Here is a 26,479-nt window from a genome sequence, read left to right as displayed (position 1 = left end):
CTGACAATTATTTTTTGTCAGTCGCTGGCGCCAATTGCATGAACATTTGACGTCCATCCATTTTAGCACGTTGTTCGATGATGGCAATATCTTGAGTTGCTTCAGCAAACTCGGCTAAAACTTTTGCACCAATCTCTTTATGGGTAATCATACGACCCTTAAAGCGAATAGATACCTTAACTTTATTTCCTTTTTCAAGGAATTTGCGTGCATTGCGAAGTTTTGTATCAAAGTCACCCTTGTCAATAGTTGGACTTAGACGAACTTCTTTCACGGTAACAACACTTTGTTTTTTACGTTGTTCTTTTTGCTTCTTCTGGTACTCAAATTTGAACTTACCGTAGTCCATAATTTTTGCAACAGGCGGTTTGGCTTGGGGTTGAATCAATACTAGGTCAACATTAGCGTTATCAGCCAAAGCTTGCGCTTCACTGAGTGGCTTGATGCCTAGCTGTTCTCCTTCAAGACCAATCAAGCGAACTTCACGTACACGAATCTCATCATTGATGAATAAGTCTTGCTTTGCTATGGTTTTCACCTCTTTTGTTTTATTAGAGAAAAACAATAGCGGACTCGTAAATATACAAGCCCGCACGTTATGATAGCGTTTCTTAGAAACTTTTCATCCGTAGGGCCAGGCAACTTAATGTCACAAGGCGAGAAGCTCTCACTTCTGCTTTTCTCAACTTTTATATGATACCAAGTTTTCTAGCCCTTGTCAAGATAAAAAGTTATTTTTTTGAAAAGTTTGTGTTTATTAACCAACCGTTTCAATTTTCCAACTTCTCCACCCTTTTAACCGTATAGCTCCATGCTGATCAGTTCGGTAAACTTTACTATTGATACCTTCCAGTCGGGTCAAGGTTTCCTGATGGGGTAGTTTCGTTCGATTGCTCTTTCCAACTGAGATGAGAATCATCTCTGGTTTGAGTTTTTCTAGAAAGGCTGAACTTGATGATTTTTTAGAGCCATGTTGGCTAGCTTTCAAAACATCCACCTCTAGGTCAGGATAGTGCTTCAGCATGTCCTTCTCTCCTTTCTCCTCCAAATTTCCAGTGAAGAGAAAGTGCTTATCCAAGAGTTTTCCATACAAAACCAGAGTATCTTCATGATCTCCAATTTTCCTTGGAGATAGGACTTCTAACTGACTTCCAAAAATTGGCAAGTTCTCTCCTGCTGTCACACTGCGCACCTTGGTTTGAGTCGCCTGTAGTTCTGCCACAAATTCCTTCTGTTTCAGACTTCCTTTTGATACTAAAATCTCCCCTACATGAAAAGCCTTGGTCACCTCCCACAAATCTCCAACATGTTCCTTGTCCGTATTTGTCAAAATCAGCTGGTCAATCTTGGCTACTCCTCGACTTTTGAGATAGGGAATCAAGGTTCGCTGGGCATTGCTGGTCGTCGCCTTTTCTTGCCATTTTTCAATTTTCTTATCAGATTCTGCCTTGCCACCTACATCTATGAGAATGGTCTTCCCAGTTACATCCCTTAGGAAAATACTTTCTCCTTGCCCCACATCCAGCATGGTAATTTCATTTTCCAGTGGATGCTTGGTCAGGAGAAAGAGACCTGTAATCAATAAGCTCAACACTGCTAGCCTTTTAATGTTTTTTCTCAAATCATAGACTAAAGCCAAGGAAATTAACAATAAAATTAAAAGCCACGCATTAGGTTGTCCAAAGACAAGCGGTCTACTTGCCACCTGTGATACCAAGCGAATAATCCCTTCCAACCATTCAAAGATAAAATTCAGCTGAATGACTGGATAGAGAAAGGAAAGGGCAAATAAGATAGACAAGAGCGGTAAGAGGACAATGTCAAATAGAAAGGAAAAGACAAAGGTCAAGAGGATGGACCAAGGTTGAAATTCTGCAAAATAGAAGGATAGAATGGGCAATATTCCTAAGGAAATGACTAGACTTTCTCTAGCAATAGCCTTAACCCCCTCCCCTTCTTTACTGGTCATGGTCAAGATAAAAGCATAAGCACAGGACAAAACTCCTCCTGTAGTCAGGAAAAAGTTGGGCATGATAATAAAGAGGACAAGCACAGTCAAGGCAAAATTATCCAAGCCCTTAACACCATGTTGAGCCAGTAACTTTTGTAAGAGAGTGCGAATGACCGAAGCTGAAAATCCTGTCAGCCCTGCATAGATAAGGGAAAAGAGATAGGTCAGCCATTTCAACTTTTCTTGGGTCAAGCCCAATCGCAAGAGAAGTTTCTTAAATCCATCCATGAAAAAGCCTACCTGCATACCCGACAAGGCAAAAAGGTGGATAATTCCTAGACTAGAATAAAGCTCATTCATCTCCTCAAAGTCGGTGTCCAGATGTCCTAACAAGAGCCCTGTCATGTAATTGCATATAGGGTCTGGAAAATGCGTCTTAATCCAAACTACAGCCTTACGGCGTAAACTGGACAGGTTTTCACCTATATCCCAACTGCTAACCTTTTGAAGTGACTGGATTTTTTTGATATTGATAATCTGGTAAATTCCCTGCGTCTTCAGATAGGCTTGGTAGTCAAAACCACCAAAATTTCTTTGCCCTTCTGGTTCCGAAAGTTTTCCTTCTAGTTCCAAGTCATGAAGATCTGTTAAAGCTTGAAAGGATTCTTTCTCCTCCTCGGACTGGAGTTTATAATATACTTGAAAAATGCGTCCATCAGACTTGCCACGAAAGGATAGACTATCACCATTAACCTTAATAGTGTCAGGCAAAATCCGCACCCTCTCAACAGAATACGCCAAATTTTGACTTGCTTGACTCTGTTGCCAATTTTGAAACAGAAACCAGAAGCCAAAGATTCCACAAATTACTAGAACCTTGCCTGCTGATTTCCAAGGAAATTGAATAAAGAGACAAACTAGCAGAAACACAAAGCCTAACAAAGCAAGATAGGATGCTGAAAAAATAGCATAGTAAAGCCAGAGCAATAGAAAACTCAGATAGATTAAGGGAATTGGGAAATTCTTAGTCCACTGTAACATAGTCTTTTAACTTTTCTATAGTTTTGGCACCAATGCCAGAGACCTTCTTGAGTTCATCGACCGACTTGAATTTCCCATTTGTTTCACGATGGTCGATAATGTCTTGAGCTCGTTTGCCACCCAGTCCCTTAACCTGTTTAAGCTCTTCCATACTGGCCTTGTTGAGATTGACCTTCTTATCCTTACTTGTTGAAGAAGGCGCTCCAGAACCAGTCTTTTCACTAGCTGATTCTTCTCCCTTAGCTGGAACGTAAACCAGAGCCTCGTCACTAACTTTCTGAGCTAGATTGAGCGACTTGCTGTCTGCTTGCTCTGTCAAGCCGCCTGCTTTCTGAACGGCATCATTGACCCGACTACCTACAGGCAAGTCATAAATACCTGGCGATTTAACAGCACCCTTCACATCTACTGTGATCAAATCTTGTTCAAGGGGTTCTTCCTTCTCTTCCTTCTTCAGATCCTTTTCGGATAATGAATCCTTGGAAACAGCTGCGACTTCTGCCTGCAAATTCGTTTCTTTAACAGGTATTTGTGGAGCTGGTTTTAGCAGGAAAAATCCTCCGACAAGTAATCCCAGACCAGTACAGATGACAATGATTTTATACTCTTTGATTTTCTCGATAATTGCTTCCATATTTTCTCCTCTCTTAGATTATTCGTAAGAGGAAGAAAAAACAGTTGAAAATTTCTTCTCAACTGCTTATTTATTTGCAAAATAGTCTTCCTTGGTCAAGACATAATGAACTCTTGTAACAATTCGGCCTTCTTCATGCTGGTCCATACAAGCATAAGCTTCTTCGTGGGAAAAACGCATTCCTGATTTCTCCATGACCTTTCCAGATGCAGGATTGGCCTTGTCGTATAAAGCAACCAACTTATTCATCCCTATCTTCTCAAAAGCCAGCTCAATTACGGCACGATTGGCTTCTGTCGTCAATCCTTGATTCCAATACTTTTTATTGATAATGTAGCCAATAGCTGCCTTCTTAAGAGCAGGATCAATCTTGTGCAAGTCAATGGTTCCAATAAACTGACCATTGCTTTTTAGTTCTATTCCCCAGCGTCCCAAGGGATTGGTCAAGTAGAACTGAGCAATGTTATTCTTGGTTTCTTCTAAATTTTGATTGGTTGGAAAAGTGTAACGTGTATTATCCTTATCCGAGGCATACTCAAACATAGCTTCCGCATCATCCAAGGTTACAGGTCTTAGCAATAAACGCTCTGTCTCCACTATTGGATACTGAGCTAGTTTTAAAAAGATTGATTCCATAGGATTCCACCACTTGAAAAGTTTCTAACTAATATAAGGATATTGAATGAAACATTGCATTGAGATAACTTAAAATACAAAAGAACTATCCTTCAGATAGAGGTTGAGGATCTAATTCTTCACTCTCTGCTTTTTTAACTGGTACTGGTTCATAGGCTCGGATAATCTGAGCGACAACAGGATGGCGAACCACATCCTTAGCTGAAAAATGAACAAAGTCAATCTGGTGAATGTTCTTGAGCTTTTCTTGGGCGTCAATCAAACCTGACTTGACATTACGTGGCAGGTCAATCTGACTGATATCTCCATTGACAATCATCTTAGAATTAAAACCTAAACGAGTCAAAAACATCTTCATCTGCATGATGGTCGTATTTTGAGCCTCATCGAGAATGACAAAGGCATCATCCAAGGTTCGTCCACGCATGTAGGCAAGAGGTGCAATCTCGATAATTTCACGCTCCATGAGACGAGTCGTCTGGTCTTTCCCCAGAATCTGATACAAGGCATCGTAAACAGGTCGAAGGTAAGGATCTACCTTCTCTTTAAGATCACCCGGAAGAAAACCTAGACTCTCGCCAGCTTCCACTGCAGGGCGTGTTAGGATAATCCGCTTAACCTGACCACGTTTAAGAGCTGTCACAGCCAAGGTCACTGCAAGGAAGGTCTTCCCTGTCCCTGCAGGTCCGATTCCAAAGGTCACATCATGCTGTTTGACACTATCCACATAAAGCTTTTGACCTAAGGTTTTGATGCGGATAGGCTTCCCAGTATTGTCTTTGATGATTTCTTCTTCGTAAAGGGCGACAAACTTGTCAATTTCATCGTTTTTGACCATGCTAATCGCAGTCACCACATCTGGCGTACCAATGGTCATCCCACGATTCACCAAGACCATGAGAGCTTGAATAACCTGACGAGCTTCCTCACAGGCAGTCTCTTCTCCCAAAACCTGCACAATCTCCGTACGAGCATGAATCACAACATCAAGCTCTTCTTCCATCAAACGAAGATGGCGTTCATTGGAACCAAAAAGATGAAACAGGTCATCTGGATGACTCAGTTGAATGTCAATTGAATGTTCCTTCAAATAAAGAACCTCTCTAATCCTTTTATTTCTTTTTATTATAGCAAAGGGGTGGAGAAATTACTAGCCCAAACCCAATGAATCATGCTAGTGTTCTAAGTATTCTTGCCAGATAGCGTCAAAGTCTCCTAGGTTGAAAGAGAAACTGGCATGTTCTTCCAAAAAGCGACTCACCTCATCAAAATCATCTGTGTGTTTTGGGAAAGATGACTCTTCAAAAGCTAGGTCTGCCAAGATAGCTTTGGGACTGTTACTTTTAGGATTGCGCTCGGTCATGAGCCAAGTGTAAAATGATTTTCTCATAAGTCACCCTAGATCAACTCTGTCCCAAACTGGTCTTGCTTGATTTTACCAGCCTTCATCAAGCCACCAAGTGCTTTCTTGAACTGACCTTTAGAAATGCCAAAGGTTGCCTTGATATCGTCTGGAGATGACTTATCATTTAAGGTCATGAAACCTCCATTGCTTTTCAAATAGGTCAAAATCATCTGAGCATCATTTTCCAACATCTCAAAAGAACGTGGTTTGAGGGAGAGGTTCAAGGTGCGGTCCACTTCACGGAAACCAATGACACGCGCATCTAGAACTTGCCCCAAACGTGGCTCTGCGTAACGCTCGCTAGGATGGATAAAGCCAAGCATGTTATTTTCTGGCAGATAGACAAAGGTCCCTGATAGCTTGAGGCGGTAAACAATGGCTGGCCAGTTTTGGTTCTGCATGTTGTTGTAGGCAGGTCGAGCCAGACGTTGGAAGTCTTCTTGATAAGCCAAGAGGCCCCAGATACGGTCTTTCTTGTCCACTTCAAGACGGATGTAGAGTTGGTCGCCCTTCTTAGGCCAGAGTTCCTTGAGTTCAGGGAGAATATCGAGTGACACAACGATTTCCTTGTCAGGAAGGCCTGTATCCACAAAGACTCCCAAGTCCTTGCGTACTTCTGTGACACGACCCCAACCAAATTGATCCTGAGTAGCAGTCACTTCTAGAGTTGTCAAGCGGAGTTTTTGCTTCATATCCGCGTAGGCAAAACCTTTAACCGTATCGCCTACCGTATGTTGACCTTCTTCCTTGGCAAGAGCATAGGTCTGGCCATCCTTTTGCACAAAGTAAAATCGGTCATTTTCATCGATGACTAGTCCAACGATAAAACTTGCAAGATTTGTATTCATATTTCCTTCTTTCGAATAAAACTCAGCCAGCAATGCCAACTGAGTTTTTCTGTTTATTTTTAGACTTCCAAAAGTTCTTTTTCTTTGTTGGCAGTCATGTCGTCGATGTGTTTAACAGCATCGTCTGTTACTTTTTGAATGTCTTTTTCAAGAGTCTTCAATTCGTCTTCAGTGATTTCTTTTGCTTTTTCTTGTTTCTTAGCTTCGTCCATAGCATCGCGACGGATATTGCGGACAGCCACTTTAGCATTCTCACCGACCTTCTTCACTTCTTTAGCAAGGTCACGACGAGTTTCTTCTGTGAGAGCTGGGATAACCAAGCGAATCACAGAACCATCGTTAGCTGGTGTGATACCAAGATCAGAAGCGTTCAAGGCACGTTCGATGTCTTTCAATGAAGACTTGTCAAATGGTGTTACCAACAAAACACGCGCTTCTGGAATCGTAATGGAAGCAATTTGGTTAAGAGGAGTTTCTACTCCATAGTATTCTACATGTACACGATCCAGCAAACTTGCATTGGCACGGCCTGCACGGATACCACCAAATTCACGAGCAAGTGATTGGTGAGACTGGGTCATTCTCTCTTTAGCTTTTTCAATAATTGCGTTAGCCATAATCTTTCTTATTCCTTTTCTTAAATATTATTTGAAACAGTTGTTCCGATATTTTCACCAAATACGACACGTTTGATGTTGCCTGGTTGGTTCATGTTGAAGACAACCAAGTCAATGTCATTATCCATTGAGAGGGTTGAAGCTGTTGAGTCCATGATACGAAGACCTTTATTGATAACGTCTCTATGGGTCAATTCTTCAAACTTAACGGCTGTCTTGTCTTTCTTAGGATCGGCATTGTACACACCGTCGACACCATTTTTAGCCATAAGGATGGCATCCGCTTCGATTTCAGCTGCACGAAGGGCCGCTGTTGTATCTGTTGAGAAGTAAGGTGAACCAATTCCGGCACCAAAGATAACGATACGGCCTTTTTCAAGGTGACGAAGGGCACGTCCACGGACATAAGGCTCTGCCACTTGTTGCATAGCAATAGCTGTTTGCACACGTGTATCAACCCCAACTTGTTGCAATGAATCTGCCATCACAAGAGCATTCATAACAGTCCCAAGCATTCCTGTGTAATCTGCCTGAACGCGGTCCATTCCTGCTTCTGCTGCAGGTTCTCCACGCCAGAGATTTCCTCCACCAATAACAAGGGCAATTTCGATACCTAAGCTATGAACTTCTTCAATCTCTTTTGCGATTGTTTGAACTGTTTGGATATCAATCCCTACGCCACGTTCACCGGCAAGGGCTTCACCTGATAACTTAATTAAAATACGTTTATACTTGGGATTCGCCATTTTCACTCTCCTTTTTTTATCCTACCTATTTTATCACAATTTCTAAGATTTTTATAGTATCATGAGCAATTCTTTCAAAAAAATTAGACCGTTAAAAATTCCTCTAAGTCGCTAAGAGCACGCTCTGCAATTTTTTCATAACGAGCCTTCTTATCACGGATACGCTCGCCTTCCAACTCCTTGATAATACCGAAATTGACATTCATTGGTTGGAAATGTTTGCTGTCCGCATGGGTGATGTAATGAGCCAGACTTCCAATCGCTGTTGTCTCTGGGAAAATAGCCTCGCTTTCTCCCTTGAAAAGACGAGCTGCGTTAATACCCGCAACTAAGCCTGACGCTGCTGATTCAACATAGCCTTCCACACCAGTCATCTGACCAGCAAAGAAGAGATTTGGTTGTTTCTTAGAACGATAGGTCTGTTCAAGAAGATTTGGTGAATCCATGTAAGAATTACGATGCATCACTCCATAACGGACAAACTCCGCATTTTCAAGACCTGGAATCATTTGGAAGACACGCTTTTGTTCTCCCCATTTGAGGTGGGTCTGGAAACCAACAATATTGTATAGACTACCAGCTGCATTATCCTGACGAAGTTGCACAACCGCATAAGGAGTCTTGAATTCTCCATCACGAGGTCCTGTGTAGTCGTCCGGATACTCAAGCCCCACTGGTTTCATAGGGCCATAAAGCATGGTTTTAATACCTCGTTTGGCCATGACTTCAATTGGCATACAACCTTCAAAGTACTTTTCTTTTTCAAAAGAATTGAGCGGTGCTTCTTCCGCATTAACCAAGGCTTCATGGAAATCCATAAATTCTTGCTTGGTCATAGGGGCATTGAGGTAGGCAGCTTCTCCCTTGTCATACCGAGACTTGAGATAGACCTTGCTCATATCGATGGTGTTGACATCAATAATCGGCGCTGCTGCATCGTAGAAATAGAAACCATCGCCGTCATTAAGAGCATGAATCTTTTCAGCCAAGGAATCGCTGGTCAAAGGACCAGTAGCGACAACTGTGATTACATCAGTCGGTAATTCTGTAATTTCATCACGAACCACTTCAATCAAGGGGTGGTTAGCCACTTTTTCGGTCACCATTTGTGAGAAACCATCGCGGTCCACCGCAAGCGCACCTCCTGCAGGAACACGTGTAGCCTCAGCAGATTCCAAGATAACAGAACCCAAGCGACGCATTTCTTCCTTGAGAAGACCAACTGCATTTGTCAAAGCATCCCCACGAAGGGAATTAGAACAAACTAACTCAGCAAAATTGTCTGTTTTGTGCTGGGGTGTTGACTTGACACCACGCATTTCATAAAGTTTAACTGGAATACCACGTTCTGCAATTTGGTAGGCTGCTTCAGAACCTGCCAAACCAGCACCGATAACATTGATATAAGATTGAGACACGACACTAATACCTCTTTGGGAGTGTGAAGACAAGGTTCACATTGAAAAAGCCAATCGGATTTACTTCGCTTTCGAGTTTCTTGGCTCAGGCTGAAAAAGTCCCCCAGACTTTTTCACTCCCACAAATCTTTCTATTTTTTTCTTCTACTAGTATAACAAAAAAAGGGAAGAAGGCAAACTTCCCTGTTTAGTCATTTTCTTGATTTTCGTCCCAATCGTGGTAGGCTGCGTAGAGTTGACTTTTATTCCACTGGTAGTATTTCGCAACTTCCTTAATGGCTTGATTTTTCTTCATACCTTGCTGGATGCGGGCTTGGATTTCTAAGAACAAGACTTCCTCGTCTTTTTCTTCTACATCTTGACTGGCACCTTCAACGATGAGAAGGCATTCGCCCTTGAGTGGCGTTTCAGCAATGCTTTCTATTAACTCAGAAATGATACCGCGTTGGTATTCTTCATAGATTTTAGTCAATTCCCTAACCAAGACGACCGAGCGGTCACCGTAGACTTCTAGCATATTTTCTAACGTATCTGACACACGATGGGGAGATTCATAGAAAATCTGAGTTTCAGGATAATCTTTTTTTGAGTCGAAAAATTGCTTTTGCTGGCCTGATTTTCTCGGTAAAAAGCCGTAAAAGATATGTGGCTGTGGCGCTAAACCACTGGCAATCAAAGCAGAAATTCCTGCAGAGGCACCCGGAACAGTCACAACCGCAATTTCTTCCTCAATTGCTGCCTTAACCAAATCATGACCAGGGTCTGAGATACTAGGCAAACCCGCATCAGAGACCTGAGCAATACTTCGTCCCGCCTTCAAGAAACCAATCAAATCAGGAATTTTTTCCTTGGCATTGTGCTCATGAAAACTAATCTGCTTGGTGGAAATATCAAAATGCTTGAGCAAAAGCCCTGTATTGCGCGTGTCCTCAGCAGCAATCCAGTCAGCTTCTTTCAAGGTCTGGATAGCTCGAAAGGTCATATCATCTAGATTGCCAATCGGCGTTGCCACTAGGTACAGCTTGCCGTAGGGAGACTGCCCCTTAAAACTTTTTTGAATCTGCATGCCTACTCCCTGTATAACAACTCGTCACAGAACATACATTCCTCGTCCTGCTCTCGACGTTGTCCATAAAAATCATTACATACGTGAAATCCATCACGGTAAATGCGACGGACACTTTCACGAACATGCTTGGCCTTGACAGGAGCATCTGCTTCCACCTCACCCAAGCGTTCTCGCAACTTACTATTTTCCAAGCGAAGAGCTGTATTTTCTTCTACCAAGCTCTTGAGATTTTTCTTGATGGCTTCCACATCGGCCAAGGTTACCAATAACTGTTGGGAAAAATCATCCAGCGCGTCAAATAATTCTTTTTTGTCCATAAAACAGCCCTTTCCTTTCTTTATCATTCATTTTTGAGTTTATATTTCTTTCAAAGCCAGATATTCCATGGCATTTTGAAAGCTGACATTAGCTTGCCACATTTTTCTAGCTTCTAGCAAATCTTGTAGAATCACTCTTACTCTTGCTTGTAGGATATCTTGTCCACAGAGAACTTCAAGAATCCGTAAAACCTGATCTTGTTTTTCCTTGTCATCAGCCAAGTTCGCTAATTTAGCAACTTGCAAATAACTTTCTTTTTTCTTAGCCACTAACCAAGTCAGCAGGCGTTCACTTTCATCAACCAAGGTCCAAAAAACTGCCTGATTGGCTAACTTTTCTGCTTCAGCTCGCGATTGACTAAACTGAGCTAAAAGAGTTGCTTTTTTCTTGACCAGACCTACTTGTTCTAATTGATGGATGAGCTTTTCTTCTTGCTTTTTAAAGTGGAAAATCTGGGTCCGACTTCGAATTGTTGGTAAGATCTTTTCTTCATCGCTGGTCAAGAAGAAAATATAAACCTCACTCTGGGGTTCTTCGATGACCTTGAGCAGAGAATTGGCTGCGTTAGGATGCATTTTATCAGCTTGCTCGATAATAAAGACCTGTTGCTGGCTTTCAATCCCTGCTTGGGAAAACTGCCCCACCAATTCTCGAATCCGTTCTGTCTTGATGACCTGATTGACCGGCTTAATCAAAGTGACATCGGGAAATTCTCCCTGTTCAATCAGCTTACAATTTCGGCATTTCTCACATGGTAACACACCTACTTTATCTGTACAAAAGAGGCTCTTAGCCAAAAACTGCGCCATTTCCAAGCTTCCAAAGAAACCTGAAAAGAGATAGGCATGATTGAGCTGGTCTTGTTCTAGGATACGGACAAAGCGGTCAAACTGGGCTGGTTGCCAAGCCTTTAGTTGATCTTGTTTCATTTGACCAAGCCCATTCTGTCAAACAAGACAGCCTTGGTAGTTTCCACAACTTGCTCCAAAGGAAGACTGGCATCAATCTTGACTATGCGATTCCCTTCTTTATCCAAAAGAGAAAGGTAACCTTGACGGACTTTCTTGTGCAAGTCCAAACCTTCCAAGTCCAGACGATTGACCTCGCGGTCACTATTAGCAGCAATGCGAGCTAGTCCTTCTTCCACCTCGATGTCAAAATAGAGTGTCAAATCGGGTTTAAGGCCATCTGTCGCAAACTGATTGAGCCAATCAATGGCGTCAATATCCAAGCCACGACCAAATCCCTGATAGGCAAGAGAACTATCGATGAAGCGGTCCATAATGACCAACTTACCAGCGTCAAGTGCTGGAAGAACTTTTTCCACCAAGTGCTGTCTGCGACTGGCGATATAAAGAAGCAACTCTGTCTTCGCATCCATCTGAGTATGACTTGGATCCAAAATTACTTCCCGAATCTTCTCCCCAATCAAGACTCCGCCTGGTTCACGGGTCGTCAGCACTTCTACTCCTTTTTCCTCTAAAATTGGTAGCAGAGCCTCTAAAACACTGGTCTTTCCTGCTCCCTCTGGTCCCTCAAGAGAGACTAAAAATCCTTTTGACATGTCTAACTCATTTCTTTTTTTACTACTTCTATTCTATCAAAAAAATAGGGGTTTGTGACAATCTTTTTGTCTTCTCATTTCATACTCAATGAAAATCAAAGAGCAAACTAGGAAGCTAGCCGCAGGTTGCTCAAAACACTGTTTTGAGGTTGCAGATGGAAGCTGGCGCAGTTTGAAGAGATTTTCGAAGAGTATCAACCACCATAAAAGAGGCAGACAAAGCCACCTCTTATTTACCTAGTTTTTTAGTTCGTTTGTAGGCTTTTTTGACTGCCTCCATAACGGTTCCTCTAAAGGCATGTGCTTCTAAACTAGCTACACCAGCAATAGTAGACCCCCCTGGACTACAAACCTTGTCTTTCAATACTCCCGGATGTTCTTGAGTATCTAGGACCAATTGACCTGCTCCAATAACTGTTTGAGCTGCCATTTGTAGAGCAGTTTCTCGTGGCAATCCTGTCTGAACACCTGCATCCGCCAAAGCTTCAATGAAAAGATAGACAAAGGCTGGTCCACAACCTGCAAGACCCGTTGCAGCATCGATTAACCCTTCACTGATTTCAAACAATAAACCAGCATGTTGTAAAAGTTGACAAAAGACTTCCTTATCATCTACTTGGCAGTTAGCTGACAAGGCATAACTAATGACTCCTTGACCGATAGAAACTGGAGTGTTGGGCATCATGCGAATGAAACGGTGCTGACTTGGGATAAGACTTGCTAGTTTTTCCAGCTTTATACCCGCTGCCATGGAAATTAAGAGCAGACTCTCCCGTTTTTCAAGAATATCTTGAGATTCCGCAAATAAAGTAGATACTTGAGCTGGTTTCACTCCTAAAAAAATCACATCTGCTTCCGCAAAGATTTCCTCATTACTAGAAACTTGACCTCCGTAGCTAGCAATAAAATCATCCACTCTATCTTGACTTAGATTAGAAAGAAGAAACTTATCTGTCGTATTAGCTTGCCAAACAACCTTTGCCAAACTAGCACCCATATTCCCCAAACCGATAAATCCAATCTTCATTTTTTACTCCCTTATCTGTCCATCACCAGCAACTACATACTTGTAACTGGTTAATTCTTTTAAGCCCATTGGACCACGCGCATGCAATTTCTGAGTAGAAATCCCCATTTCACAACCAAGACCAAATTGACCTCCATCTGTAAAACGAGTTGAAGCATTGACATAGACTGCTGCAGAGTCCACTTGATCTGTAAAGTAAGCTGCAGCCTCAGCATTTTCCGTCACAATGGCATCCGAATGATGAGTACTGTGTGCTTCAATATGCGCAACCGCTTCTTCTAAACTACTCACAACTTTAACAGCTAGGACATAGTCTAAAAACTCAGTGTCAAAGTCTTGAGCTTCAGCTGCTTGACCTGAAACAAACTGACTTGCTTTGCTATCAAGGCGGAATTGAATTGGTTCCAGTCCAGTTTCTTTTCGATCTGCAACTAGCACCTGCTCCAAGCGAGGAAGGAAGCTTGTTACCTTATCTTCATGAACCAGCAGAACCTCCATGGCATTGCAGACAGAAGGACGACTAGTTTTAGCATTGTTGATGATAGACAGTGCCTTGTCTTCGTCTGCATCCTTATCGACATAAACATGGACAATCCCTGTCCCCGTCTCAATAACAGGTACAATAGCATTTTCAACCACCGCATTGATCAAACCAGCTCCCCCACGAGGAATGAGAAGATCTAGATAGCCCTTGGCCTTCATCATGGCATAGCTGCTTTCTCGGCTAGTATCTTCCACCAGTTGAATCACATCTGGGTGAATGGTCGTTGTCTCCAAGCCCTTTTTCAAGGCTTTAACAATAGCATGGGCTGTTTGATAGGCATCCTTCCCACTACGAAGAACAACCGCATTTCCACTCTTGAGAGCCAAAGCAGCCGCATCAGATGTCACATTTGGACGGCTTTCATAGATAATACCGATGACTCCCATAGCCACACGTTTCTTTGTGATAACCAAACCATTTTCAAGCTGATTTGTTTCTAAAACTTCACCGATTGGATCTGGTAAAGCAACCACTTCACGAATCCCAGTTGCCATTGCTTCTATACGCCCTGCATCCAAATAAAGACGATCCAGCATCACATCTGAAATTTTACCCTTAGCAGCTTCCATATCGAGGGCATTGGCCGCTAAAATTTCCTCAGTAGCTGCTAATAAGTGATCAGCCATGGCTAGCAAGGCTTGGTTTTTTACCTCTTCACTAGCTGTGTTGATCGATTTTTTAACAGCCTGTACCTGTTCAAATTGTTCTTGTGTACTTACCATAGTTCACCTCTAAAATTCTGTAAAGAGTAGTTGGATTTCAGGAGTAATGGAAATCCAGTCATCACGGTGAATCAAGACACCCTTGGCTTTTTGAGAACGCAACATATCCTCCAAAGCAGATGCTCCAAATTGCACGCGTCCTTTTCCAAGTGATTTTCCACTTTCCTTGTCAAATACTGTCACAATATCACCGTAAGAAAAGGCTCCTTCTGCGTCAACAATACCAGATAAAAGTAGACTCTTGCCATGTTGAGAGAGAGCTTCTGCAGCCCCTTTATCAACCCAAATAGAACCTTGACTCTGAGCATAAAAGGCCAGCCATTGTTTCTGGGTACGAAGTCCCTTTTCTTGAGCAACAAAGTAGGAACCATCCTTGGTCTTCTCCGCTGCCTCAATCATGGCATCTGACTTCAATGATGAACAGATGTAAACAGGAACTCCTGATTCTGTCGCGATTGTAGCTGCTTTGATCTTAGTCAACATACCACCTGTCCCATTAGACGAACCTGCTCCACCGGCCATATCAATAATCTCACGATTGATGGTCTCGATTTTCTCCAAGCGTTTGGCTCTTGGATCTGAATGAGGATTTCCTGTATAGAGACCGTCGACGTCTGTCAAGAGAACCAAAAGGTCTGCTTGGACCATGGCCGCTACCTGGGCACTTAGAGTATCATTGTCCCCGACCTTGAGCTCATCAATAACGACACTGTCATTCTCATTAATGATAGGAATCGCCCCACGGCTAAGTAGAACTGACAAAGCCTGATGGGCATTTTTATAACGACGCTTATCCACAAAGTCGTCCTGTGTTAGCAATATTTGTGCAGAAACGATTTGGCGCAAGAGAAGATTGGTCGTGTATTCTTCCAACAAAAGGCCTTGCCCTACCGCTGCTGAAGCCTGTTTATCAGAAATCTTAGTCGGACGCTTTTTAAATCCTAAGGCTCCGAAACCTGCCGCAATGGCACCTGACGACACCAAAATCAATTCATGACCAGCCTCGTGCAGCATAGCCAACTGCTGGGTAATAGCCTTTACCTTACTACGTGATAAACTTCCATCCTCATTTGTCAGAGAGGAAGTCCCCACCTTAAAGACAATCCGTTTGTATTTCATAGTCTCACTCCGATTCTTCATATTTATCCATTATAACATGAATGGCAGGAAATAGAAAAGAGTTGATAGGAAAAAGAAGGCCCTAAAACCTTCTTTTTTACTATTGTCCTGATTCCGATTTGTTTGCAATCGTTTCAGAGCTTTGTGAAGTTGATGATGTCAAATCTTGACTAGTTGAAGAACTTGTAACACTTTCATGTTGACTCGTTTCTTTATTTTCAAGATCTTTTTTCACTACTTCATTGGATTCTTTTATTTCTGAATGACTTGTAGTTCTAGTTGTAGAAGATTTCTCGACCGGAATATCCACTAACCAGGCTCCACTTGAATCAACAGTATAGCCTTCTGGTGTCTTACCATTCACAAGCAATTGACCATTTTCTTTCAAGAAGTACCATTTATCCTTGTCTTTAATCCAACCCACAGCTTGTGAACCGTCTGTCTTGTAGAAATACCAATCATTTGCCTTTTTAAGCCAGCCTTGCTTCATAGCTCCTGATTCTTCTAGATAGTAATGATGACCAGAAACTTCTATCTCACCTGTCTTCATGATACCAGTAGAATCCATATAGTACCAGGTTTCTTTATCTTTTACCCAGCCCGTTTTCATTTCCCCTGATTGAGCAAAGTAATACCATTGCCCCTTATATTGAAGCCAACCTGTCTTCATAGAGCCATCAACATCCAAATAATACCACTGCTCTTTATCTTGAATCCAACCAATTTCCATCTGGTTTTCTTTGTTGAAATAATACCAGATTCCAGCGATTTTCTTCCAATTTTTAGCAGCAACACCAGAGTCTGTCAAATAGAACCAACGATTGTTCCATTTTTTCCATTGATTCTGTAACAAGATACCCGTTTGATTGAAGTAATACCAGTCACCCTTGATTTCATTCCAACCGACAGCATACTCTCCTGTAGAATCAGGTGCTTGATACCACCAGTTTCCATATGCACTCTTATGCCAACCAGCTTGAAAACTTGGAATCGGCTTGTAGGAAGTTGAAATGTTTACTAAACCGTCTTGTCGAATATCAAAAACTGTCGCATCATAGTCTTTGCTGGCTGCGTTTATATGTTGAATTCCCATTGATTCAAGCCAGCTAATATATTCCCTATTTATTTCTTCACCGCTATCATACGAACCAATTGGTGAGGAAGAAGTTTGAACAATTATCTCAGGAGACAAATTTCTTATAAAATTTTTTGTATTAGAATTTTTTGTATCTAAATGATGATTAAACTTCATCAAATCAACTTTTCCAATAAGAGAACCGTACTTGTCTTCTGCTCCATGAACATTATCTAAATCGCCCCCAAGGTAAATTTTCTTGCCATTGACTTTCACCACGCTAATCAAGGAATTGGAATTGTCATCCCAAATTTTCTTTAACTCACCTGAGGAATCAGTTTCATTTTCATAGTTATAGAGTTGAATATCCATGTCTCCAAACTGAAAATGAGCATCTCCTTGTGTGATGTTTTGAATCACTGAAACACCTTTTTCTGCGGCAGTCTGTAAAACCTTATCATAGCCATACAGATTATCCCAAAGACGTTTAGGCTTAGTAATACGATTATCACTATATTTCTTAAGATAGACTCGGTCAACTGGATAGGTAGACAGTAATTCATCAGCATTTCCAATATGATCACTGTGAGTATGGGTCACCAAAATAAAATCAAGTTTTTGGACACCCAATTCCTTCAAACGACGAAAGACACGGTCTGTTAGAACATGCTTATAAGTTGTATTGATACCCTGTCTCCATGGATAACGAGAATCACTTCCATCTGGGAAATCATAATCTTCTCCTGTATCCACCATGGCAAAATGTCCATTGCTTTCAAGAATAATCGCATCACTGCCACCTTCATGAACATTTATAAAGTGAATTTTATTTCCTGAACTTTCTTGAGCTTGAACATTTCCATACCATGACAAGCCTAAAAAAGCGCCTGCAAGTGCTAAACTAGTCAATTTCTTTTTCATTCTTACTTCCTCAGTCTCTCTAATGTTTCCTTAAATATCTCTGGGATATCTGCTGTAAATTCCAAAATCTCACCTGTTCTCGGATGAGTAAAACCTAAAGTCTTGGCATGAAGAAATTGCCCATGTCCTTTCAGAGTCTTACGTGGACCATAGACTTCATCCCCAGCGACTGGATGGCCGATATAAGCCATGTGAACACGGATTTGATGGGTGCGGCCTGTCTCCAGCCGCAACTCTACTAAGCTATAATCGCCAAAGCGTTCCAAGACGTGGAAACGAGTCACTGCAGGCTTACCTTTAGCAGTCACGGCCTGTTTCTTACGGTCTTTTTCACTTCGACCAATCGGCGCTTCAATGACACCGCGATCATTAGGCAGATTTCCATGAACAATCGCCCAATATTTGCGGAGAGACTTTTTATCCTTGAGTTCTTGGGCAAGTGCTAGATGCGCCTCATCGTTTTTAGCAATCATGAGAAGACCTGACGTATCCTTATCAATACGGTGAACAATTCCCGGACGCAAAATCCCATTGATACCAGACAAGTCCTTAATATGATACATAAGGGCATTTACTAGGGTTCCACTAGTATGACCAGCACTCGGATGCACAACCATCCCCTGAGGTTTGTTAACGACAGCCACATCCTCATCTTGGTAGACTATTTCTAGCGGAATATCCTCAGCCACATACTCTAATACCTCTGGTTCTGGCACATGGTAAGTGACAACATCACCCTCTTGGACCGTGTACTTAGCTTTCTTGACTTGACCATTGACCAAGACCTGGCCTAATTTGATTTGTTCATTCGCGAGACTGCGTGATAATTCTGTCAAATCTGACAAAGCCTTATCTAAACGCAGGCCACCAGTTTCAATTTTAATTTCCATTTATTTCCTCTTTTAGCATTGCAATCAATAAAATAATCACTCCAACCGTCAGATAGCTATCTGCCACATTGAAAATTGCAAAGTTGATAAAGTCAAGGTGGATCATATCCACAACAAAACCCTGACTGATCCTGTCAATAAAGTTTCCAAGACCACCTGCGATAATCAAGGTCAAACCCAAGACCATCCAGAATGAGTCCTCCATGTGTTTATGTAGATACCAAATGGCACCTACCATAACGACCAGTGTAATAATAGCAAATAACCACTGCTGGTCTTGTAACATCGAAAAGGCTGCCCCTCGATTTTGCAGGTAGGTCAAGCTAACGAAATTAGGAATCCAGGAGCGCACTTCACCCAGTGGAATTTGCTGGACGATATAGGATTTTACCAACTGATCCAGCGCAATCAAAAGCAGTACAATGACTGCCACTATTCCTCTTTTTTTCATGATTTCCTCTTTTGATCAAAATATTCTTGCATGACTTCTACGAAGAGAGTCCCAGCTTGACTCAGCTCCACTTCTTCACGTTTAACATAGACCATGCGATTATCTAGGTTATCTTTGAGACGAATAACTGTGATGCCATTAACACTGTCACTATCTAAAAATCCAGAACCTGTTGCATAAGCGTCCGTCCGCTCCAAAATACCATTCAAGGTAGCACGGTCTGTCACATTAAACATCTGTGAGCTAGCGCTGGTATCGACAAAATTTTCTGAATAATAAAGGTACTCATCCTTTTCCTGGGTAAAACGAACTGTAGGTAGATCCGCTAAATCCTCCATGACCAATTCCTCTTTCTGAGCCAAAGGATGCCCCTCGCGGAGATAAATGTGGGTATGGAAGGGAATCAATTCAATGACCTCCAGACCTAGCTTTTCAACCCGCTGCATAATCCCCTTTTTATTTTGATTGTTGAGGTAGATAATCCCAATCTCACTATGCCCTTGAGCAACTTCGTCTAAGATTTGAACAGTAGTTGATTCAAAAATACGAAAGTTCTTATAGTCAGGATAGCGCTCTGAAAAAGCCGTAATGGTTGGTGGCAAGAAGTCATAGTGCTGACTAGCAATGGAAAATTCATCTTTTTCTTCTTCAGGATTGGCATACTGATTTTGAAAAATATCAAATCCTTTGACCAATTCTTGCGCTTTTTCATAGAATTCCATACCACGACGGGTCAAGAAAGTCCCTGAGCTGGTCCGACGGAAAATCTTAAAGCCCAACTCTTTTTCCAAATCACGCACAGAAATAGACAGACTTGGCTGGCTGACATACATCTTTTCAGCAGCTTCACGGAAAGTACCACTATTCGCGATGGCAACAACATAGCGTAATTGTTGAATATTCATCTTCTACCCCCAACTTCTTTATCTTTTCATTATACCATATTTTAGAAGTTTTCCAAAAAGGAAAAAAGTCAGGAAACTTTCAAATCTAAATGAATTCTCTAACATCCCAATACAAGAGTTAGAATGATATCTTGTTCAGTACTCATTTTGGTTCAAACAAATAAAAACAGCAAATCTTGTTGATTTACCGTTTAAAACATGATACAAATTCAATCTCATATAAATTTATGAAAAAAGCCCTCTAAACTTTACTTCTATCTCTATGAATCAACTAGAAAAAACTCTTCAATCCTATTAGCTATATCTGGACTTACTTCCCAAATCCCAACATAAGGTTGTTCAATATACTGTTTTTCTTTCATCGTATATAGATAGGCTACACTATCCTTTTCCTCATTCTGATGAGTGAATTTGATAATGATGTAATCTTTATCATTTGTCGGTTGATCATTGAAACTCTCAAAAGTTGTAGATTTGGACTGTTTCTGTATCTCCTCAATCAATTTTGAAATTTCTTCTCTCTTGTTTATAGTTTTAACATCTTCAGAAATTTTTTTCTTCAAGGAAATTACAGAGATCGTTTCAGGTTCAGGAAGAAGAAGTATTTTCTTACTGACACAAGCTGATAGAACAAGAAAAGAGATTGAACAGACTATTATGGTGATAAGTTTTTTCATACAAGTCCACATCCTTTCATTCTGCTTACTTTTTCTCTGAGATATAATTATAATATAAAACCTTATCCATTTTTACAATATCTTAGTCCCTTATAACATTCACTACTGTAAAAGTTGAACATTCCACTATTTTATGATTGTATCTAAAAGACAAAGTAGCCGACAAATTCGCTTCTTACATTGGTTTTTAAAATATGGGTATCAGCGTGGGTATCAAAACAAAAAGAGGCTCTCCGAAAACTCGAAAAGCCTTATTTAATGCTACTTCTAGCTTCCTCGCCTTTATATTTCAAGGCTCGGGATAAAAAGGTTCACTGAACCTTTTTATTTAGCGATTGGGTAAACAGAAACTTGTTTTTTATCGCGTCCTTTACGTTCAAAGCGTACTACGCCTTCAACTTTAGCGAACAAAGTATCGTCTCCACCACGTCCAACGTTTACACCTGGATAGATGTGTGTACCACGTTGACGGTAAAGGATTGATCCACCTGTTACAGTTTGTCCGTCAGCTGCTTTAGCTCCAAGACGTTTTGCTTGTGAATCACGTCCGTTTGATGTAGAACCTCCACCTTTTTTGTGGGCGAAAAGTTGCAAGTTGTTAAGAGTCATTTTTAACATAATGTTTTCCTCCGTGTTAGTTTTCTGTGATAACTCTGGTTTGGACGAACTCAGAAGAGTTCTCCGATAAGTTTGCCATACCTAAGAAAAATGATTCAAAGAATAACTGGGTCATTTCTCTCTGGTGTGAAGGAAGATCTTTTGGAATTTCAACCATCAGATAGCCACCTTCATCTTCGTTTAATTCTAGGATTGGTTCATAGCCTGCAAATTTCTCAATAGAATTGATAAAGTTAATGGCAAGCGTAGAAACCGATGCACACACGACATCAAAGCCGTATTCGCCACTCTCGGCGTGTCCAGTAATTTCCGCACTCCTCAGCTCGCCATCTTCGGCTCTCTCAAAGACTGCTTGTATCATGTGTTCTCCTTAAAATTAAGCGTTGATTGCGTTGATGACAACTTTTGTATATGGTTGACGGTGACCTTGTTTACGGTGGCTACCTTTTTTAGGTTTGTACTTGTAAGTAACAACTTTCTTTTGTTTTCCTTGTTTTTCAACAGTTCCAACTACAGTAGCTCCAGCAACAAGTGGAGTTCCGACAACAGTGTTTTCACCACCAACAAGAACAACTTCGTTAAAAGTAACTTCTTGACCAGCTTCAACGTTCAATTTTTCAACGTAAACTGCTTGACCAACTTCAACTTTAACTTGTTTTCCGCCAGTTTTGATAATTGCGTATGTGCTCATTATGCACCTCCTATGATTTTTATGGGTTTCCCCGAATTTTTTGTGAAGACTCGCCTAGCATCGTGGGACGAACCACTTAAAAGAAGAGCTCTATGTAGAACAAAGAATAAACTAGGAATTGAGCCGAAGGCATAACTTATGTTAGGCAAGGCGACAATGACGAAGTTTAAATTTGTTATACGACGAGCAACGATGTTCGTGCGGTTGCACAGGAACGTGCATAGTCAACTCTTCAAGTATAGCATATCTCCTATTTTCTTACAAGTAATAACACCTAAAATGAAGCTTTTTCTTTTACTTTTTTCCGCCACGAGGCAAAAAGCATACTGAGGTAAAAAATACTCATCATAATAGGAACACCAAGAATAGTCTTTTCATGATAGAAAATCGTCAAATAGGCTGAAAAGACAACGCCAAGGACAAAACTACTAAGCAGGCTAACAAATATAAATCCTTCACGCAAAAAAGGTGTGTGCTTGGTTCGGAAATAATCTCCAAAAGCCAGCATGGTCCGCTTGATATTTCCTGTCATAAAAGCGTTATTATAGGCAATACCCGACACTTCTCCAAAAGCAGTTGTCACCAGTCCCATACAGAAGGCCAAGGGTGGTACTAGATAGATATTATCCACAGTTTGCGGCACAAAACCAATAATGATTGATAAGAGTGCCAAAGGAATCAGCGACAGAATCGGTTTTTTCACAATTCTCAATTTTTCCTTATAAATAGTTAATAAAAAGACCCCCATCATAAAAGCTAGCAAGGTGAGAACCTTGTCCCTAACATCTGAAACATTATTTTGGATTAATTCTACTGAAAGAAAGACGACATTCCCAGTTTGTCCAGCTACAAGAGTATTCCCTCGCACAATAAAAGTATAGGCATCTACATATCCTGCACAAAAAGTCAAAAAAAGCGCTAGCCTCTTAGACTAACGTGATATTTTTCTTATAGGTAATAACCTCATTTTCCCTCCCATTTCATTTACTCATTTCATTATTGTACCACTTTCTTTGAAAAAGACCTAGTAGCTTATTTGAAATTTTTTCCCCTCTGTTGGATAGTCCCGTCTATCTATGTTATAATGAAAGAAGGATTTAAAATTGGAAAAGGAGCATCTATGCTTAAATTAGGTGTCATCGGAACAGGGGCTATCAGCCACCACTTCATAGAAGCAGCCCATACCAGTGGAAAATACCAGCTGGTCGCAGTCTACTCTAGAAAACTAGAAACTGCAGCAACCTTTGCTTCTCGCTATCAAGATATCCAGCTCTTTGATCAATTAGAAGACTTAGTCAAGAGCTCCTTTGATGTGGTCTATATTGCTAGCCCAAACTCCTTGCATTTTGCTCAGGCAAAAGCTGCATTGTCTGCAGGTAAACATGTCATTCTTGAAAAGCCAGCTGTCACTCAGCCACAAGAATGGCTAGATTTGAGACATACAGCTGAGAAAAATCACTGCTTTATATTCGAAGCAGCTCGGAATTACCATGAAAAAGCTTTCACTATCATCAAAAACTTTTTAGCAGACAAACAAATCTTGGGAGCAGATTTTAACTATGCTAAGTATTCTTCCAAAATGCCGGATTTGTTGGCTGGACTGACACCAAATGTCTTTTCAGACCGTTTTGCTGGTGGTGCTCTTATGGATTTGGGTATTTACCCCATTTATGCAGCTGTTCGTCTCTTTGGAAAAGCTAAGGAAGCAACCTATCAGGGTCAACAACTGGACAATAGTATTGACTTAAATGGAGACGGAATTCTCTTCTACCCTGACTTTCAAGTTCATATCAAGGCTGGGAAAAACATCACTTCCAATCTTCCTTGCGAGATTTATACGACAGATGGAACCCTGACGCTCAACAGAATTGAGCATGTTCGCTCGGCTATTTTTAGCGACCACCAAGGAAATCAAGTCCATCTTCCTATCCAACAGGCTCGTCATACAATGACTGAGGAAGTCGCTGCATTTGCACACATGATTCAACAACCAGATCTGAATCTCTACCAAACTTGGCTGGAAGAAGCAAGTTCAGTTCATGAGCTACTATATACTATGCGCCAGACTGCTGGCATTAGATTTGAGGCAGAAAAATGAAAAACAAACTACCAACTGAATGGCAAGAACTGAGTGACCAACTCGGTTTCCAAGAATTCACTCCCATTCAAACTCAACTATTTGAGCCCCTTCTTGCTGGAGAAAACCTCCTAGGAGTGAGCCCAACAGGAACTGGTAAAACTCTAGCTTACCTCCTTCCAAGTCTTCTCCGACTACAAAAGAAAAAAGCCCAGCAACTCTTGATTCTAGCACCAAATACAGAACTAGCTGGACAGATTTTTGATGTATGTAAAACATGGGCAGAAGCCATCGGTTTGACAGCCCAACTCTTCCTATCGGGTTCAAGTCAGAAACGCCAGATTGAACGCCTAAAGAAAGGACCAGAAATTCTGATTGGAACTCCTGGCCGTATCTTTGAACTAATTAAATTGAAAAAAATCAAGATGACGAATGTGGAAACCATCATCCTGGATGAATTCGACCAATTACTAGATGATTCTCAGATTCACTTTGTTGAGAAAATCACTCACTACGCACCGCGTGACCACCAACTCGTCTACATGAGTGCGACGACCAAGTTTGACCAAGAAAAGATTGCGCCTAACACACGTATCATTGATCTTTCTGACCAAAAATTGGACAACATCCAACACTTCTATATGCAGGTAGATCAACGTCACCGAGTGGATATGCTACGAAAACTGGCTCATGTAGAGGATTTCCGCGGTCTGGTCTTCTTTAACAGCCTATCAGATCTTGGAAGCGCAGAAGAAAAATTACAGTATCGTGATATCTTGGCTATTTCTCTAGCTAGTGATGTCAATGTCAAATTTAGAAAAGTCATCTTAGAAAAGTTTAAAGACAAGCAACTAACCCTGCTTCTTGCAACAGACCTTCTGGCTCGTGGAATTGATATCGATAGTCTAGAGTGTGTCGTAAACTTTGATGTCCCAAGAGACATCGAGACCTACACCCACCGTGCTGGACGTACTGGCCGTATGGGCAAGGAAGGTTACGTTATCACTCTCGTCACTCATCCAGAAGAAATCAAAAAACTTAAGAAGTTTGCTACTGTTCGAGAAATTGTCTTGAAAAACCAAGAGCTCTATATCAAATGAAGCCCCCTTTGCTCTATGCACATCAAGTGTATGGAGCTTTTTTGTGTAAGCAATTCTTCAATTTTAGTTCAATACCAGAAAAAAGAACCTTGCAAAGCAAGATTCTTTTAGTGTCTGACTTAAATAATTGTTCTTCTGGGAACTAAATCGAATTAAGCTTCGATTTCTGTAACCATACCTGAACCAACAGTACGTCCACCCTCACGGATAGAGAATGTAGTACCTTGTTCTACGGCGATTGGGTGGATCAACTCAACGTCGATTGTCACGTTATCACCAGGCATTACCATTTCAGTACCTGCTGGAAGTTCGATTGAACCTGTAACGTCAGTAGTACGGAAGTAGAATTGTGGACGGTAGTTGTTGAAGAATGGAGTGTGACGTCCACCTTCTTCTTTAGTAAGGATATAAACTTCACCTTTGAATTTAGTGTGTGGGTTGATTGAACCTGGTTTAGCGATAACTTGTCCACGTTCGATTTCATCACGTTGAACACCACGAAGAAGGACACCTACGTTATCTCCTGCAAGACCTTCGTCAAGTTGTTTACGGAACATTTCAACACCAGTAACAACTGCTTTATGAGTTTCTTCTTTGATACCAACGATTTCGATTTCGTCGTTGACTTTAACGATACCACGGTCGATACGTCCTGAAGCAACTGTACCACGTCCAGTGATTGAGAATACGTCTTCGACTGGAAGAAGCAATGGTTTGTCAGTGTCACGTTCTGGTTCTGGGATGTACTCATCAACTGTGTTCATCAATTCCATAACGATATCTTCGTATTTAGAGTCACCTTCAAGAGCTTTAAGAGCTGAACCTTGGATAACTGGAAGATCGTCACCTGGGAAGTCGTATTCTGACAAGAGGTCACGGATTTCCATTTCAACCAATTCAAGCAATTCTTCGTCGTCAACCAAGTCAACTTTGTTCATGAAGACGATAAGGTGTTTAACACCAACCTGACGTGAAAGAAGGATATGCTCACGAGTTTGTGGCATTGGTCCGTCAGTTGAAGCTACTACAAGGATAGCTCCGTCCATTTGAGCAGCACCAGTGATCATGTTTTTAACGTAGTCCGCGTGTCCTGGAGCGTCGATGTGAGCGTAGTGACGTTTTTCAGTTTCGTACTCAACGTGCGCAGTGTTGATTGTGATACCGCGTTCGCGTTCTTCTGGAGCAGCATCGATAGACGCATAGTCTTTAGGTTGGTTAACTGATGAAGGCAAGCGACGTGCCAAAACAGTTGTGATAGCTGCAGTTAGGGTAGTTTTACCGTGGTCAACGTGTCCGATAGTACCAATGTTAACGTGCGGTTTACTACGATCGTATTTTTCTTTTGCCATTTGAGTAAAAGCCTCCAATAAAATATATTTTATAGATAGACAGTAGGCAATACAGTCTAACTTTCC

Annotated in this window: 30 protein-coding genes, 1 pseudogene and 2 other annotated features; of the genes and pseudogenes, 4 read left to right on the top strand and 27 right to left on the bottom strand. The window is 41.3% G+C overall.

Going from position 1 to position 26,479, the window contains the following annotated elements:
- Nucleotides 1-7: 7 nt before the first annotated feature.
- The 14 genes from infC to tmk all read right to left on the bottom strand — a co-directional run bounded on the left by infC (nt 8) and on the right by tmk (nt 12,247).
- Nucleotides 8-538: a translation initiation factor IF-3 gene (infC, locus tag RWO85_RS00430; protein ID WP_000848180.1), complete on the bottom strand. Its 531-nt coding sequence runs from the start codon at nt 536-538 to the stop codon at nt 8-10.
- A gap of 15 nt (nt 539-553) precedes the next feature.
- Nucleotides 554-685, bottom strand: a sequence feature (ribosomal protein L20 leader region).
- Between the two features lie 72 nt (nt 686-757).
- Nucleotides 758-2,992: a DNA internalization-related competence protein ComEC/Rec2 gene (locus RWO85_RS00425; RefSeq protein ID WP_314413282.1), complete on the bottom strand. Its 2,235-nt coding sequence runs from the start codon at nt 2,990-2,992 to the stop codon at nt 758-760.
- Nucleotides 2,976-3,626, bottom strand: a complete 651-nt coding sequence (locus tag RWO85_RS00420) for a helix-hairpin-helix domain-containing protein (RefSeq protein ID WP_314413280.1) — start codon at nt 3,624-3,626, stop codon at nt 2,976-2,978. The genes RWO85_RS00425 and RWO85_RS00420 overlap by 17 nt, the downstream gene beginning before the upstream one ends.
- Before the next feature lie 66 nt (nt 3,627-3,692).
- On the bottom strand, nt 3,693-4,262 hold the full coding sequence (locus RWO85_RS00415) for a GNAT family N-acetyltransferase (RefSeq protein ID WP_314413278.1): 570 nt from the start codon (nt 4,260-4,262) through the stop codon (nt 3,693-3,695).
- Nucleotides 4,263-4,347: 85 nt separating this feature from the next.
- Entirely contained in the window at nt 4,348-5,352 is a 1,005-nt protein-coding gene (locus RWO85_RS00410; protein WP_314413277.1) for a PhoH family protein, read from the bottom strand.
- 84 nt (nt 5,353-5,436) lie between these two features.
- Complete coding sequence (locus RWO85_RS00405; RefSeq protein ID WP_001232089.1) at nt 5,437-5,652, bottom strand: YozE family protein; 216 nt, start codon at nt 5,650-5,652, stop codon at nt 5,437-5,439.
- A gap of 8 nt (nt 5,653-5,660) precedes the next feature.
- On the bottom strand, nt 5,661-6,515 hold the full coding sequence (cvfB, locus tag RWO85_RS00400) for an RNA-binding virulence regulatory protein CvfB (protein ID WP_314413275.1): 855 nt from the start codon (nt 6,513-6,515) through the stop codon (nt 5,661-5,663).
- 59 nt (nt 6,516-6,574) lie between these two features.
- Entirely contained in the window at nt 6,575-7,132 is a 558-nt protein-coding gene (gene frr / locus RWO85_RS00395) for a ribosome recycling factor (RefSeq protein ID WP_001262225.1), read from the bottom strand.
- A 20-nt stretch (nt 7,133-7,152) separates the two neighbouring features.
- On the bottom strand, nt 7,153-7,878 hold the full coding sequence (pyrH, locus tag RWO85_RS00390; RefSeq protein WP_173254341.1) for a UMP kinase: 726 nt from the start codon (nt 7,876-7,878) through the stop codon (nt 7,153-7,155).
- Between the two features lie 83 nt (nt 7,879-7,961).
- Nucleotides 7,962-9,296, bottom strand: a complete 1,335-nt coding sequence (trmFO, locus tag RWO85_RS00385) for a methylenetetrahydrofolate--tRNA-(uracil(54)-C(5))-methyltransferase (FADH(2)-oxidizing) TrmFO (RefSeq protein ID WP_314413274.1) — start codon at nt 9,294-9,296, stop codon at nt 7,962-7,964.
- A gap of 187 nt (nt 9,297-9,483) precedes the next feature.
- Nucleotides 9,484-10,362 (bottom strand): 16S rRNA (cytidine(1402)-2'-O)-methyltransferase, encoded by an 879-nt coding sequence (rsmI, locus tag RWO85_RS00380; protein ID WP_314413273.1) that lies wholly within the window; start codon nt 10,360-10,362, stop codon nt 9,484-9,486.
- Nucleotides 10,363-10,364: 2 nt separating this feature from the next.
- The gene (gene yabA / locus RWO85_RS00375) at nt 10,365-10,682 is read right to left on the bottom strand and encodes a DNA replication initiation control protein YabA (RefSeq protein ID WP_000358228.1); all 318 of its coding nucleotides are present in this window, start codon (nt 10,680-10,682) and stop codon (nt 10,365-10,367) included.
- Nucleotides 10,683-10,721: 39 nt separating this feature from the next.
- Complete coding sequence (locus RWO85_RS00370) at nt 10,722-11,612, bottom strand: DNA polymerase III subunit delta' (RefSeq protein ID WP_314413271.1); 891 nt, start codon at nt 11,610-11,612, stop codon at nt 10,722-10,724.
- The gene (tmk, locus tag RWO85_RS00365; protein WP_314413270.1) at nt 11,609-12,247 is read right to left on the bottom strand and encodes a dTMP kinase; all 639 of its coding nucleotides are present in this window, start codon (nt 12,245-12,247) and stop codon (nt 11,609-11,611) included. Before tmk ends, RWO85_RS00370 begins: the two co-directional genes overlap by 4 nt.
- A gap of 88 nt (nt 12,248-12,335) precedes the next feature.
- Between tmk and RWO85_RS00360 the strand changes: the two genes are divergently transcribed.
- The gene (locus RWO85_RS00360; RefSeq protein ID WP_314413368.1) at nt 12,336-12,488 is read left to right on the top strand and encodes a hypothetical protein; all 153 of its coding nucleotides are present in this window, start codon (nt 12,336-12,338) and stop codon (nt 12,486-12,488) included.
- Here RWO85_RS00360 and proC read toward each other — a convergent pair.
- From proC to RWO85_RS00325, 7 genes are all read right to left on the bottom strand, one after another.
- The gene (gene proC, locus RWO85_RS00355; RefSeq protein ID WP_314413268.1) at nt 12,477-13,274 is read right to left on the bottom strand and encodes a pyrroline-5-carboxylate reductase; all 798 of its coding nucleotides are present in this window, start codon (nt 13,272-13,274) and stop codon (nt 12,477-12,479) included. The genes RWO85_RS00360 and proC overlap by 12 nt on opposite strands.
- Before the next feature lie 3 nt (nt 13,275-13,277).
- Nucleotides 13,278-14,540 (bottom strand): glutamate-5-semialdehyde dehydrogenase, encoded by a 1,263-nt coding sequence (locus RWO85_RS00350; protein WP_314413267.1) that lies wholly within the window; start codon nt 14,538-14,540, stop codon nt 13,278-13,280.
- Between the two features lie 9 nt (nt 14,541-14,549).
- Nucleotides 14,550-15,659, bottom strand: a complete 1,110-nt coding sequence (proB, locus tag RWO85_RS00345; protein ID WP_314413265.1) for a glutamate 5-kinase — start codon at nt 15,657-15,659, stop codon at nt 14,550-14,552.
- A gap of 100 nt (nt 15,660-15,759) precedes the next feature.
- A complete protein-coding gene (locus RWO85_RS00340; RefSeq protein ID WP_314413264.1) occupies nt 15,760-17,655 on the bottom strand; it encodes an MBL fold metallo-hydrolase in 1,896 nt (631 codons plus the stop codon).
- Nucleotides 17,656-17,657: 2 nt separating this feature from the next.
- Entirely contained in the window at nt 17,658-18,545 is an 888-nt protein-coding gene (locus tag RWO85_RS00335; protein ID WP_314413263.1) for an RluA family pseudouridine synthase, read from the bottom strand.
- Nucleotides 18,535-18,996 (bottom strand): signal peptidase II, encoded by a 462-nt coding sequence (lspA, locus tag RWO85_RS00330; protein ID WP_314413261.1) that lies wholly within the window; start codon nt 18,994-18,996, stop codon nt 18,535-18,537. Before lspA ends, RWO85_RS00335 begins: the two co-directional genes overlap by 11 nt.
- Nucleotides 18,993-19,901 (bottom strand): LysR family transcriptional regulator, encoded by a 909-nt coding sequence (locus RWO85_RS00325; RefSeq protein ID WP_001025693.1) that lies wholly within the window; start codon nt 19,899-19,901, stop codon nt 18,993-18,995. Before RWO85_RS00325 ends, lspA begins: the two co-directional genes overlap by 4 nt.
- Between RWO85_RS00325 and RWO85_RS00320 the strand changes: the two are divergent.
- A pseudogene (locus tag RWO85_RS00320) lies at nt 19,894-19,968 on the top strand (AraC family transcriptional regulator); the annotation flags it as partial. The gene RWO85_RS00325 and the pseudogene RWO85_RS00320 sit on opposite strands and share 8 nt — an antisense overlap.
- A 193-nt stretch (nt 19,969-20,161) precedes the next feature.
- Here RWO85_RS00320 and RWO85_RS00315 read toward each other — a convergent pair.
- The 5 genes from RWO85_RS00315 to RWO85_RS00295 form a co-directional block, all read right to left on the bottom strand.
- The gene (locus RWO85_RS00315; protein WP_314413259.1) at nt 20,162-20,578 is read right to left on the bottom strand and encodes a DUF5301 domain-containing protein; all 417 of its coding nucleotides are present in this window, start codon (nt 20,576-20,578) and stop codon (nt 20,162-20,164) included.
- A 324-nt stretch (nt 20,579-20,902) separates the two neighbouring features.
- Nucleotides 20,903-21,196, bottom strand: coding sequence for a 50S ribosomal protein L27 (gene rpmA / locus RWO85_RS00310; RefSeq protein ID WP_000916509.1), 294 nt, complete (start codon nt 21,194-21,196; stop codon nt 20,903-20,905).
- 16 nt (nt 21,197-21,212) lie between these two features.
- The gene (locus tag RWO85_RS00305) at nt 21,213-21,557 is read right to left on the bottom strand and encodes a ribosomal-processing cysteine protease Prp (protein WP_000613694.1); all 345 of its coding nucleotides are present in this window, start codon (nt 21,555-21,557) and stop codon (nt 21,213-21,215) included.
- 15 nt (nt 21,558-21,572) lie between these two features.
- Nucleotides 21,573-21,887: a 50S ribosomal protein L21 gene (gene rplU, locus RWO85_RS00300; protein WP_000109141.1), complete on the bottom strand. Its 315-nt coding sequence runs from the start codon at nt 21,885-21,887 to the stop codon at nt 21,573-21,575.
- A 36-nt stretch (nt 21,888-21,923) separates the two neighbouring features.
- Nucleotides 21,924-22,103 (bottom strand) — a sequence feature (ribosomal protein L21 leader region).
- A 58-nt stretch (nt 22,104-22,161) separates the two neighbouring features.
- Entirely contained in the window at nt 22,162-22,797 is a 636-nt protein-coding gene (locus tag RWO85_RS00295; RefSeq protein WP_314413257.1) for a YoaK family protein, read from the bottom strand.
- A gap of 210 nt (nt 22,798-23,007) precedes the next feature.
- On the opposite strand from RWO85_RS00295, the gene RWO85_RS00290 reads away from it, so the two are divergent.
- Together RWO85_RS00290 and RWO85_RS00285 are read left to right on the top strand one after the other, a co-directional pair.
- Complete coding sequence (locus tag RWO85_RS00290) at nt 23,008-23,985, top strand: Gfo/Idh/MocA family oxidoreductase (RefSeq protein WP_314413255.1); 978 nt, start codon at nt 23,008-23,010, stop codon at nt 23,983-23,985.
- A complete protein-coding gene (locus RWO85_RS00285; protein WP_314413253.1) occupies nt 23,982-25,064 on the top strand; it encodes a DEAD/DEAH box helicase in 1,083 nt (360 codons plus the stop codon). The genes RWO85_RS00290 and RWO85_RS00285 overlap by 4 nt, the downstream gene beginning before the upstream one ends.
- Before the next feature lie 152 nt (nt 25,065-25,216).
- Here the strand turns inward: RWO85_RS00285 and tuf are convergent, their stop codons facing one another.
- Complete coding sequence (gene tuf / locus RWO85_RS00280; RefSeq protein ID WP_314413251.1) at nt 25,217-26,413, bottom strand: elongation factor Tu; 1,197 nt, start codon at nt 26,411-26,413, stop codon at nt 25,217-25,219.
- Nucleotides 26,414-26,479: the final 66 nt, after the last annotated feature.

It is taken from the genome of uncultured Streptococcus sp. (assembly GCF_963521865.1).
Lineage (GTDB): Bacteria > Bacillota > Bacilli > Lactobacillales > Streptococcaceae > Streptococcus.
Note: the sequence above shows the minus strand (reverse complement) of the source record. Positions and strands in the feature narration are given on the sequence as shown.